The sequence below is a fragment of the Gloeomargarita sp. SKYB120 genome, assembly GCA_025062155.1.
Lineage (GTDB): Bacteria > Cyanobacteriota > Cyanobacteriia > Gloeomargaritales > Gloeomargaritaceae > Gloeomargarita.
The window spans coordinates 1-12,219 of record JANXAM010000046.1; the positions used below are offsets into that span (position 1 = coordinate 1).

10 protein-coding genes and 1 rRNA gene are annotated in these 12,219 nt (G+C 58.5%); 7 read left to right on the forward strand and 4 right to left on the reverse strand.

The genetic code is table 11. The features are described 5' to 3' along the window. On the reverse strand, positions 1–1,784 hold a 1,784-nt coding region (locus NZ705_11645; protein MCS7293598.1), incomplete at its 3' end, for a bifunctional aconitate hydratase 2/2-methylisocitrate dehydratase. A 130-nt stretch (positions 1,785–1,914) separates the two neighbouring features. Here NZ705_11645 and NZ705_11650 point away from each other — a divergent pair. Continuing rightward, complete coding sequence (locus tag NZ705_11650) at positions 1,915–2,685, forward strand: SDR family NAD(P)-dependent oxidoreductase (protein MCS7293599.1); 771 nt, start codon at positions 1,915–1,917, stop codon at positions 2,683–2,685. On the opposite strand, the gene NZ705_11655 is transcribed toward NZ705_11650, so the two are convergent. Continuing rightward, on the reverse strand, positions 2,662–4,212 hold the full coding sequence (locus tag NZ705_11655; GenBank protein MCS7293600.1) for an NAD(P)H-quinone oxidoreductase subunit 4: 1,551 nt from the start codon (positions 4,210–4,212) through the stop codon (positions 2,662–2,664). The two genes, NZ705_11650 and NZ705_11655, sit on opposite strands and share 24 nt — an antisense overlap. A 336-nt stretch (positions 4,213–4,548) precedes the next feature. Between NZ705_11655 and NZ705_11660 the strand changes: the two genes are divergently transcribed. The 3 genes from NZ705_11660 (at position 4,549) to alaS (ending at position 7,899) form a co-directional block, all read left to right on the forward strand. Continuing rightward, positions 4,549–4,797 (forward strand): type II toxin-antitoxin system prevent-host-death family antitoxin, encoded by a 249-nt coding sequence (locus tag NZ705_11660; GenBank protein ID MCS7293601.1) that lies wholly within the window; start codon positions 4,549–4,551, stop codon positions 4,795–4,797. A 175-nt stretch (positions 4,798–4,972) separates the two neighbouring features. After that, a complete protein-coding gene (locus NZ705_11665) occupies positions 4,973–5,197 on the forward strand; it encodes a type II toxin-antitoxin system VapC family toxin (protein MCS7293602.1) in 225 nt (74 codons plus the stop codon). A gap of 71 nt (positions 5,198–5,268) precedes the next feature. Further along, entirely contained in the window at positions 5,269–7,899 is a 2,631-nt protein-coding gene (gene alaS, locus NZ705_11670; GenBank protein ID MCS7293603.1) for an alanine--tRNA ligase, read from the forward strand. Here alaS and NZ705_11675 read toward each other — a convergent pair. Next, complete coding sequence (locus NZ705_11675) at positions 7,896–8,834, reverse strand: MoxR family ATPase (protein ID MCS7293604.1); 939 nt, start codon at positions 8,832–8,834, stop codon at positions 7,896–7,898. The genes alaS and NZ705_11675 overlap by 4 nt on opposite strands. Then, the gene (locus NZ705_11680) at positions 8,831–9,433 is read right to left on the reverse strand and encodes a hypothetical protein (GenBank protein ID MCS7293605.1); all 603 of its coding nucleotides are present in this window, start codon (positions 9,431–9,433) and stop codon (positions 8,831–8,833) included. The genes NZ705_11675 and NZ705_11680 overlap by 4 nt, the downstream gene beginning before the upstream one ends. 130 nt (positions 9,434–9,563) lie before the next feature. Here NZ705_11680 and NZ705_11685 point away from each other — a divergent pair, with 130 nt between their 5' ends. The 3 genes from NZ705_11685 to NZ705_11695 form a co-directional block, all read left to right on the forward strand. Next, a complete protein-coding gene (locus NZ705_11685; protein ID MCS7293606.1) occupies positions 9,564–10,706 on the forward strand; it encodes a peptidylprolyl isomerase in 1,143 nt (380 codons plus the stop codon). An 18-nt stretch (positions 10,707–10,724) separates the two neighbouring features. Beyond that, positions 10,725–11,261, forward strand: a complete 537-nt coding sequence (locus NZ705_11690; protein ID MCS7293607.1) for a hypothetical protein — start codon at positions 10,725–10,727, stop codon at positions 11,259–11,261. 109 nt (positions 11,262–11,370) lie between these two features. Continuing rightward, a 16S ribosomal RNA gene (locus NZ705_11695) occupies positions 11,371–12,219 on the forward strand; the annotation flags it as partial.

The window sequence follows — 12,219 nt, forward strand, 5'->3', positions numbered from 1 at the left end:
TGAATGGTGCAACCAGCGCAGGACCGTTCCGCCGTGGCATCGGTTAACTCAAAGGCTTGTTCCACCTTCAAATCCGGCAAGCCTTCCATTTCCATAATTCGCCCGGCGAAGATATTTTTCTTGTTTTCCTTGTCCAGGGTCAGCAACCCCCGCTGCAACGCCACATAGGGAATCGCATGCACCACATCCCGCAGCGTCACCCCCGGTTGCAACCGGCCCGTAAATCGCACCCGCACCGACTCCGGCATGTTCAGGGGCATGGAACCAATTGCCGCCGCAAACGCCACCAGCCCCGACCCCGCCGGAAAGGAAATCCCTAACGGGAAACGGGTATGGGAGTCGCCGCCTGTCCCCACCGTATCTGGCAACAACATCCGGTTCAACCAGGAATGGATAATCCCGTCGCCTGGTTTCAGCACCACTCCGCCCCGCGATGCAAAAAAGTCGGGCAATTCCCGCTGCACTTGGATGTCGGCTGGTTTGGGATAGGCTGCCGTGTGACAAAAACTCTGCAACACCAAGTCGGCACTAAAGCCTAGACAGGCCAGTTCCTTCAACTCGTCTCGCGTCATCGGCCCCGTTGTGTCCTGGGAACCCACCGTCGTCATCACTGGCTCGCAAGCAGTTCCCGGACGCACCCCCGGCACCCCACAGGCCCGGCCCACAATTTTTTGCGCCAGCGTAAAGCCTTTGCCTGTATCCGCTGGTGGTTTGGGTCGCACAAATCCCGGATGAGGGGGCAACCCCAGACGGCTGCGGGTTTTATCCGTCAAGCCCCGGCCAATCAACAAAGCAATCCGGCCCCCCGCCCGCACTTCGTCTAGCAAGGTTTCGGGTTTAAGAGTAAAGCGCGTCAACACCCGCCCCTGTTCGTCCTGGATTTCTCCCCGGTAGGGATACAGCCGGATCACCATGCCCGTTTGCAGCGCCGTCACGTCGCACTCAATCGGCAAAGCGCCCGCATCTTCCGCCGTGTTAAAGAAAATCGGCGCAATGATTCCCCCCAAAATCACCCCGCCCCGGCGCTTGTTAGGCACACCTGGGATGTCTTCGCCGATATGCCACAGCAACGAGTTGATCGCTGATTTGCGGGACGACCCCGTGCCGACCACATCGCCCACAAAGGCCACCGGATAGCCCTGCTGTTTCAACTGCTGAATCTCAGCAATGGCCCCCGGATAGCGGGTCTCCAGCATCGTCAGGGCGTGCAGGGGGATGTCGGGGCGGGTAGTGGCATGCACTGCTGGCGATAAATCATCGGTGTTGATTTCCCCCGGCACCTTAAACACCGTCAGGGTCAAGCACTCCGGCACCGGCGGCTTGCAAGTGAACCAGGTGGCATTCGCCCAAGCGTCAATCACGCCCCGCGCGTAGGGATTCCCCCGCTCCGCCAGCTCCCACACATCGTTGAAAGCGTCATAAACCAACGTAATGTGCGACAGGGCATCCTGGGCAGCCTGAGCAATAGCTTCGTCAGTACTTTGTAAGAGTTCAATCAACACCGACACGTTGTAGCCACCGAGCATTTGCCCCAGCATCTGTACCGCTTCCACCGGCGTAATCAAAGGGCTAGTCAGGCGCTTGTGGGCTAACTCCCCTAAAAAGCTGGCTTTGACATAGGCGGCGGGGTCCACCCCTGGCGGCACCCGTTCCTGCAACTGGTATTTGTCGGCGGGTGTGGCATCGGGCGATTGCAAGCGTTCACACAGCGCCGCCGTCTGCGCTGCATCGAGAGGCAAAGGGGGAATGCCAAGTGCGGCGCGTTGCTGGGGGTCTGAAACCATCGCGATTTGCCGAGCAGAGTTTGTTCCAAAGTTAAGTATAGATAGAATCGCTAGCGGCGCTGTGCAGAGTGAACCGTATCGCCGGCAACGTTAGAATCGGGTAGGGGGAAAGCGCTCCCAACCTCAGACGATGGACCTTGCAGGACAAACAGGACTCATCACAGGCGCCAGCAGTGGGATTGGGCTGGAATGTGCGCGGGTGTTGGCGCCTTTGGGAGTACGGCTTATTCTCGTAGCCCGCCGTCGGGAACGCTTAGAGACCCTCGCCCAAGAACTACAAGCGCAGTATGGTACCCCCTGCTGGGTGAGTCAACTGGATGTACGGGACTGGCAGGCTGTGCAGGAATGGTTTGCGCAGCTTCCCCCAGCCTGGCAGGCGATTGACGTACTCATCAACAACGCTGGCTTGAGCCGGGGGCTGGAGCCGCTGTACGCAGGAGCAGTGGACGATTGGGAGGAAATGATTGACACGAATCTCAAGGGCCTGCTGTATATGACGCGCCTGGTGCTACCGGGGATGGTGGCGCGGGGACGGGGGCATGTGGTGAACATCGCTTCCATTGCCGGGATTGACGCCTATCCAGGGGGCAACGTCTATTGCGCCACCAAAGCCGCAGTGCGGATGCTCGGGGATGCCCTGAAACATGACCTGCTCGGGACGCCCGTGCGCGTGACCACCATCAATCCAGGGCTCGTGGAAACGGAATTTTCCGAAGTGCGATTTCACGGGGACAGGGAGCGGGCCAAGCGCGTGTATCAGGGCCTAACTCCCTTGACCGGTCGGGATGTGGCCGAAACAGTCGCCTTTTGCCTGACCCGTCCCCCCCATGTCAATATCCAGGAACTGACCCTGTTGCCAGTGGACCAGGCCAACGTGCTACGGGTGCATCGTCGAGAGTAAGGGTGTGGGCACATCCACTGTCACGACACGTTGCACCATTAGGGGCCTGGCTCCCAACTGGGCCAGCTGTGTCGTTGCTGCGTTAAACCAGTCACTAACGGACCGGGGATAGAGACCCACCAGCAGCACCGGCGCCAGCAAGCTCAGGGCAATGAACAACTCGCGCGGGTTGGCGTCTCCCCCTGACCAGGCTGCAGCGCCTGTCGTTCCGTAGAACACCCGCCGCAAGGCATCCAGCAGGTAGATGGGGGTGAGAATCACACCAACTGCCGTCAAACCCAGCACCAAGGCCTTGAACAGGACATTGTACAGACTATCCGCCAGGCCTAGGAACACCGACAACTCACTGATAAACCCGCTCATGCCGGGCAAGGCCAAGGAAGCAAAGCTGGCGGTCGTAAACAGGGCAAACACCCGCGGCGCTGCTGACGCCAATCCCCCCAATTCCGCCATCGCCAGCGTGTGGGTGCGCTCGTAGGTGATGCCCGCCAGGAAAAACAAGGCTGCTGCGATGAACCCGTGGGAGACCATTTGCAGCAGTGCCCCCTGTAGACCCCAGGCGTTAAACGCCCCTAGTCCCACTAGCACAAACCCCATATGGGAAATCGAAGAGTAGGCCAGCCGTTTCTTCAGGTGGTCTTGGCTGTAGGCCGTCAACGCTCCGTACAGGATATTGATGATCCCCAGCACCACCAGCATAGGCGCTAGCACCTGGTGCGCTGCTGGAAGTATCTGCACATTCAACCGCAGCAGGCCGTAGCCCCCTAGCTTGAGTAGGACACCCGCCAGCACCATCGAAACCGGAGCCGACGCTTCACTATGGGCGAAGGGCAACCAGGTGTGCAACGGAAACACCGGCAACTTCACCCCAAAGGCCACAAAGAACATCAGATAGACGGCAATACTCAACCCTAGGGGCCAAGGGTATTGCGCCAGCACCCCCATATCCCAGGAGCCAGCCGCATTGGCGAGCGCCAGTCCCCCCACCAGGATCAAAACCGACCCCAGCGCTGTATAGAGAATAAATTTCGTCGCCGCGTATTGCCGCTGCGGTCCCCCCCAGATGGCAATCAGCAGGTAAACCGGCACCAGCTCCAGCTCCCACATCAGGAAAAACAGGAGCACATCTTTCGCCGCAAACACCCCCAACTGCGCTCCGTACAACAGCAGCATCAGGGCGTAAAACAACCGGGGCCGGTGTTGCACCCGCCAGGCCGCCGCAATGGCTAACGTTGTCACTAGCGCCCCGAGCACTAGCAACGGCAGGGACAATCCATCTACTGCTAGCGACCACTGCCAACCCATCTGCGGCCACCAGGCCCACTGCTCCACCAGTTGATAACCCGTTACCTGCGGGTCATAGCCCAGCCACAGACCCGTCACCAAGATCGCGAAATCCAACAGTGCCACACTCAGGGCAACCCAACGCGCCACCCGCGCCGATTTGCCCGGTAAAAACGGAAAAAGCAGTGCCGCTCCCATCGGAACTAGCACTGCCAGCGTCAACCAAGGAATTTGCGTGTTCATTAGGAATAAATACCTAGTCGCCAGATGTTAACCATTGTAACGGAGATGGGGGCTAGATGGTTAAGAAAAGTTAAATGCTCTGATAAGTTGAACGGATATCGCTTTGGCTTCTCTGGGTTGCAGGGCGAAGTTCTGTAGTTCGGTTCTCTATAGCTAAAAACAGTCAGTTTGTCTCAGACAGACAGGAATTAGGGTTGGCAGCTCAGGGATTTCAGCCGTCACTCATGTCAAACATTCTGTGCTTAGCTATAGCTGCCAAATGCCTGCCCCCAGCCGCAACCGGACATGGGCAATGAGTAGGCTAGACTGGTAGGCGACCAGCCTTAAATGGGGATGATGCAAGTAGGGGCTTACGAAGCCAAGACTTGCTTGTCAGAGCTGTTGGACCGAGTGATTAAAGGGGAACACGTAGTCATTACACGTCATGGTGTGCCAGTTGCGGTCTTGATGCCTGTGGCATCCCAGCCGGACGGTGTGGGCACAGCTCAAGAAGTGGTGGAGACCATCCGGCAGTTTCGGCAAGGCAAACGCCTGGGTCCGCTGAGCTTGCGGGAGATCATTGCCCAGGGGCGCCATGAAGGCTAAGCGGGAACGCGGATTTGTCCTAGATGCTTCAGTGGCCTTGGCGTGGGCCTTTGAAGACGAAACCAGTGCCTACACGGAAGCTGTCCTAGACGCACTGACAACTGGCCAGGCGTTTGTTCCGACTATCTGGCCCCTTGTTGAAAAGCGTAGGAGATGATTCCGAGTCGCCGACACAGTGCGGTTTCTAACCTTGCTCAAGGCCCTGCCGATCCAGACGGTAGCGGAAGCTAGAGACCGGCTGTGGGGGGAAGTGGTGTGCCTAGCCCGAGAGCAAGACCTTTCTGTCTACGATGCCACCTATCTCGACCTGGCCGTGCGTCTGGAACTGCCATTAGCAACCCAAGACGAGCGTTTGGCTCAAGCAGCGCAACGTTGTGGGGCATCCGTACTCAGACCCTGAAGGGACGCAGCAATGAGAGCAGTGGCGGAAAATGCTTAGAATTGAAGTACTTATCTGTTGTGGAACCGCCCATGCCCTGGACGGGTGACGTTATTCGCCAGCGATTTCTGGATTTCTACGCCCAGCGGCAGCATCAGGTATTGCCGAGTGCGTCGTTGATCCCCAGCGACCCGACGGTTTTGCTCACCATTGCGGGGATGTTGCCTTTCAAGCCAGTGTTTTTGGGGCAGCAACCAGCGCCCGCTCCCCGGGTGACCACGGCACAACGTTGTTTACGCACCAATGATATTGACAATGTGGGACGCACGCCCCGGCACCACACGTTCTTTGAGATGCTGGGCAACTTCAGCTTTGGGGATTACTTCAAAAAGGAAGCAATTGCCTGGGCGTGGGAGCTGGTGACGCAGGCGTTTGGCTTGCCCCCGGAGCGCCTGGCGGTGAGCGTTTACGAAGGCGACCCGGAAACGGCAACCCTCTGGCAGGACATTGCTGGGCTACCGGCTGAACGGATTCAAAAACTGGGGGCGGACGACAATTTTTGGGCGGCGGGGCCGACGGGTCCCTGTGGGCCGTGTTCGGAAATTTACTATGACTTTGCGCCGCAAAAAGGGCCGGTGGATTTAACTGATGACGACCGGTTTGTGGAGATTTACAACCTGGTATTCATGGAATTCAACCGGGATGCGGAAGGCCAGCTTATCCCCTTAGCAGCCAAAAACATCGACACTGGTATGGGTTTGGAGCGCTTGGCCCGCATCCTGCAAGACGTGCCGAGCAACTTTGAGACCGATTTACTGTTTCCCCTGATTGAACAAACGGCGGACTGGCTCAACCTGGCGTATCCTAAAGCCGACTCCAAGCAGAAGTTGTCCCTCCGCATCATCGCTGACCATATCCGGGCAGTCGTGCATCTGATTGCCGACGGAGTAGTGCCCAGCAATGTACGACGGGGGTATGTCCTGCGGCGGTTGATTCGGCGGCTGGTGCGACACGGGCGACTGCTGGGGTTGCGGCGACCCTTTACGGCAGAGCTGGCCCAAACGGCGATTGACCTGGCGGCGACGGCCTATCCCCACCTGCGCGAGCGCCAAAGCGTCATCCAAGCCGAACTAGACCGGGAAGAACGCCAGTTCTTGAAGACGTTAGACGTGGGCGAGCAACTGCTGTTGGATGTGATTGCTCAAAAACCAGCCGTCATCAGTGGCAAAGTAGCGTTTGATCTAGCAGCGACCTATGGGTTCCCCGTCGAACTCACTGCTGAAATGGCAGCCGAGTACGGCTTGACGGTGGACCTGGCTGGTTACGAGCAGGAAATGGCCCAGCACCGCGCGTTGTCTCGGGAAGGGCAAACCCTGGTGGATGTCCTGGCCGACCAGCAATGGGCAGAACTGGCCGCCGAACTGGGAGCTACCGTATTCACCGGCTACTTGAACATCAGCGGCGTCACCACCGTGCAGGCAATTGTGCAGGGGGGTGAGCGGGTCAGCCGGTGCGATGCCAGCGCCGGGCAAGTGCTGGTGGTGCTCCAGGAAACCCCGTTTTACGCTGAAGGGGGTGGCCAAGTTGGGGATACCGGCTATCTGGTCAGTCCCGACGGGCAGATGTGGTTCCGCGTCACCGATGTCCAGAAAAAAGCCGACCTGTGGGTGCATTACGGCCAGGTGGAACAGGGGGAACTAACGGTTGGCATGGAGGTCCAGGCCCAGGTGGACCGCTGGCAGCGCTACCGCACCCAAGCCCACCACACCGCCACGCACCTGCTGCAAGCGGCTTTACAAAAGCGGATTGACCCCCACATTGCCCAGGCCGGTTCGCTGGTGACCCCAGACCGGTTGCGCTTTGATTTCAACTACGCCCGCGCCCTGACGCCGGCCCAGCTCCAGGAGATTGAATGGCAGATCAATCAATGGATTGCCGAAGCCCATCCCGCCCACGTGTTGATTCTTCCCCTGGCGGAAGCCAAAGCGCGGGGCGCCATCGCCATGTTCGGCGAAAAGTACAGCGACCCGGTGCGCGTAATTGACATCCCCGGCGTCTCGATGGAGTTATGCGGCGGCACCCACGTGCGCAACACCCAGGAGATTGGCTTGTTCAAGATCATCGCGGAAACGGGGATTGCCAGCGGTATTCGCCGGATTGAAGCGGTGGCGGGCCTGGCGCTGCTGGACTATCTCAACCGGCAGGAGCGGGTGGTCAAGGAACTCACCGACCTGTTCAAGGCCAAACCCGAAGACATCCCCGACCGCGTGCGGGACTTGCAACAGGAAGTCAAGGCCCAAGCCAAACAGATTGAGCAACTGCACACCCAACTGGCCCGCGCCCAAGCCCTGCAATTGCTCCAGGAAGCAGAAACCATCAATGGCTATCGCTTGCTGGTCGGTCAACTGGGGCAAGTGGACGGGGAAGCCTTGAAAAATGCGGCGCAGGAATTGCTGCAAAAGTTAGGGTCAGGGGCGGTGGTTCTAGGTGCCGTTCCCGCGCCGGATAAAGTTACTCTGGTGGCCGCCTTTAGCCCCGAAGTGGTCAAGTTGGGATTACAGGCCGGCAAAGTGGTAGGCGAACTGGCCAAAACCTGTGGCGGCGGGGGCGGTGGACGACCCAATCTGGCCCAAGCTGGCGGCAAAGACCCCAAGGGACTCCCCAAGGCCCTCGAGCAAGCCCGGCAGTTGTTGCGCCAGAAGCTGTTAGACGGGTCAGCCTAAACTGGCACTGGAATCTCCGCCGCCAAATCCCGCAGGATGGCTTCTGACTCCTGGCGATGGGTTTGAATATCCTGACCCACGCTTCCCAGAGACAACCGGTGAGCCAGTACTGGGATCATCAGCTCCGTCACATCATCCGGCACACAGTAGTGGCGACCTTGGACCAGCGCCCGCGCCTTGGCCGCCCGTACCCACGCCAGCGCTCCCCGCGTCGAAACCCCCGCCCGCAGCAGTGGCGTTGTGCGCGTCGCTGTCACCACCTGCAAGATGTAATCCACCAGCGATTCTTCCAACCGCACCTGGTCCACCTGCGCCTGCAGGGCGAGTAATTCTTCTAAAGATAAAACTGTGCCCAGACTATCCACCGGTTCCCCCTGTTGCCGGTTCATCAGCAACTTTTTCTCGATGTCCCGGTCGGGATAGCCAATGGATAACCGCATCAAAAACCGGTCCAACTGGCTTTCCGGCAGCGGGTACGTCCCGTGGTATTCGATGGGGTTTTGGGTGGCGAGAACAATAAACGGTTTCGGCAATTCATAGGTTTGGTCATCCAGCGACACCCGTTGTTCCGCCATGGCTTCCAGCAGGGCGCTTTGGGTGCGGGGCGATGTGCGGTTAATTTCGTCCGCCAGGATCACATTGGCAAAAATCGGCCCTGGACGAAACTCAAACCGCGATTGGTTCCGGTCAAAAATGGTCACTCCCAAGATGTCTGCGGGCAATAAATCGCTGGTGAATTGAATCCGTTGAAATTTGCCCCCAATACTGCGAGCCATTGCCTGAGTGAGCGTCGTTTTTCCCACCCCCGGCACATCTTCAATCAGCACGTGACCCCCGGCAATCACCGCCGTTAGCACCCGTTCCACAACCTGCGGTTTGCCTAGGAAAACCGACGTGATATTGGCCATCAACTTGGCAATGGGGTGGTCACTCATGGCGACACCGCGCTGTAAATCTGTTGCCACGCCCGCACCGTATTCACACCAATTTCACTATCAATCAATTCCCCGCTGGTCGTCACCAACCGAATTAAAACTTTGCTTTCCGGCGCTTGCCCCAATACCCTAGCCACCTCTTTAGGAACGGCAAAGGTATTATTTTCTCCCTGAGTCAATGTCACGGGCTGCTCCCCAATTTTCATCTGCACCCTGTCAATCCTGCGGCTGGTATCAATCTGACTACAACTCAGCCCGCCAACCGGGAAATACACGAACAAATAACCAACGTAGGGACGGCTGCATTGGGTGCCATACCCCACCAAAAACCGCACTCGCTGGGGTTGCCACAGGCTCAACACCGTCACCCTGGGGATTTCCCCACGACTAAACTCGTGCCGGTCAAACACCCCCAGCGATTCCCCCTCAAACGGGTCTTTCACCAGCACCGGACGCGACCAGGGCACCTGCATCCCCACCGCCAGCGCCGCCGATGGCACCACCGGTAAAGGGGCTGGTTCAGCCTTCACAGCCGTTGACAGCCCCAGAACTCCGGCGCTCACACCAGCGATCAATACTTTTTGCCAACAGCCAACCATTTGGTCGCTCGACCCACGCCTTTCACCATAGCACAGCTGCTCGACACCATTGAGCCAGTTTGCTGTCCTATGGGAAAATGCCAAGTGGAGAACGCTGTTTATTAGGAAAAGGGCAGTGGTGACACATCCCATGCAATTTGCGCCCTTGCTCCGGTGGTTGGTCAGTGCCATTGCAGTTGCCCTGCTGTGGCTCCCCCAAGTCCCTGTGCATGCCGCTGGTGGGTTACTGGTCTCCCGCAATCCCGTCACCGACCCCAGAGCCATTCTCCGGCACGCCCTACCGGTGAACGACCCTTACATCCGCCAGATCGAAAGCAGCTTGGAAGACATCCACGACCAGCTCAAAGCCAAGCGGTGGCGGGCTATTGCCAGTGATGTGAAAACGGCCCAGCGAGTGCTAGCGGAGCATCGCCAGGACATCCTGGCCCAAGTTGCGCCGGAGAACCAGGCCCCAGCTCAAGCCCTGCTCGACCACTTGGCCCACGACCTCGACGAACTGAGCGAAATCATCGGTCAACGCAGTCGCACCGCCATCACCAATGCCCAAGCGGACTTGCTCGACCACGTGGGTGCCGTTGAAGCCCTCATGGTCAAGGCGTTCCCCTTTGAAATTCCCCCCGAATATCAGCATCTCCCCCAACTGCTGGGGCGCGCCACCGTCAAGATAGTCACCAACAAAGGCGATCTAGTCGTGGTTCTAGACGGGTACAACGCCCCGATTACCGCTGGCAATTTTCTGGATTTGGTCCAGCAACACTTCTATGACCATTTACCCTTCACCCGCGCCGAAGAATCCTTTGTGGTGCAAGCCGGCGACCCCCCTGGCGAAGCCGACGGTTACGTAGACCCCCGCACCGGTACCGTCCGTCGCATCCCTCTAGAAATTCGCGTCGAAGGCGACCCCGCTCCCCTTTATGGCACCACCCTTGAAGCCGCCGGTCGTTATTTAGATAAACCCGTATTGCCCTTTGCCGCCTACGGCACCCTGGCGATGGCCCGCAACGAATTTGACCCCAACAGCGCCTCGTCCCAGTTTTTCTTCCTCCGGTTTGAAAACGAACTCACTCCCCCCGGCCTCAACCTTCTGGATGGCCGTTACGCCGTTTTTGGCTACCTCATTGACGGGCAAGACGTGTTAGAGAAAATTCGCCCTGGCGACGAAATTCAGACCATCGAAATCCTAGACGGCGCCGAGCATCTGGTCAACGCCACTCCCTTGCCCTCTAGCAGCGCGGCGGCCCTCGAACCCATCCTGTTTATCCCCCAGTTCTAAGACCCCACCGTAGTGCCCATGCTCTCTGTCTATTTGTTCTTCGCCATTGTTGGCGGCGCCCTCATGCTGCTGAGCCTGTGGCAGGGTGAATTCGATATGGACGCCGACGGCGAACCCGATTTCACCTGGAGCGACATTCCTTTTTTCAGCCTGCGGTTTTGGGTCTTTGGCGGCGGCATGTTTGGCTTGACCGGTCTCATTCTGACCTGGAGCGGTCGGAGTTTTTGGACCACCTTCATTAGCGCTTTGGTCATTGGTTTGAACACCGGCTGGCTACTGACCCTGCTGATCCGGCGGTTACGTCGCCACACCCCCAACAGCCTGATTACGCCCGACGACCTGATTGGCTGCACCGGCACCGTGGAACTACCGATCGACCCTGAGCAACCCGGCAAAGTCCGCCTGAGTCTCAAAGGGCAACAAGTCGAATATCCCGCTCGCAGCCGCACCCCTGTGCCATGGGGCCAAACCGTCGTCGTCGTGGACGTTCATGACCAGTGGGTCGAAGTCATCCCCCAGGGAGTTGACAACCCCCAAACAAACTTGCTAGATTGAAAAAGCGCTCGATAGGGAGCGGCAGTACCTGGACAAGTCAATAAGGTTTGAAAGCCAGCCGCAAACGGGCTTAGGCCTCGTCAAAAAGCATTGCATTCCGGACTGAGTCACCATGGAGAGTTTGATCCTGGCTCAGGATGAACGCTGGCGGCGTGCCTAACACATGCAAGTCGAACGGGGTGTCCTTCGGGGCACCTAGTGGCGGACGGGTGAGTAACGCGTGAGAACCTGCCCCTAGGAGGGGGATAACAGCTGGAAACGGCTGCTAATACCCCATATGCCGAGAGGTGAAAGGTCCTTTGGGCCGCCTGGGGATGGGCTCGCGTCCGATTAGCTAGTTGGTAGGGTAATGGCCTACCAAGGCGACGATCGGTAGCCGGTTTGAGAGGACGGCCGGCCACACTGGGACTGAGACACGGCCCAGACTCCTACGGGAGGCAGCAGTGGGGAATTTTCCGCAATGGGCGAAAGCCTGACGGAGCAACGCCGCGTGGGGGATGAAGGCCTGTGGGTTGTAAACCCCTTTTCTCAGGGACGAATGCTGACGGTACCTGAGGAATAAGCCTCGGCTAACTCTGTGCCAGCAGCCGCGGTAAGACAGAGGAGGCAAGCGTTATCCGGAATTACTGGGCGTAAAGCGTCCGTAGGCGGTTTGACAAGTCTGGGGTTAAAGCCCGGAGCCTAACTCCGGAACCGCCCTGGAAACTGTCAGACTCGAGTGAGGTAGGGGTCACGGGAATTCCCGGTGTAGCGGTGAAATGCGTAGATATCGGGAAGAACACCAGTGGCGAAAGCGCGTGACTGGGCCATCACTGACGCTGAGGGACGAAAGCTAGGGGAGCGAATGGGATTAGATACCCCAGTAGTCCTAGCCGTAAACGATGGCGACTAGACGTGGCTCGTATTGACCCGAGCCGTGTCGTAGCTAACGCGTTAAGTCGCCCGCCTGGGGAGTACG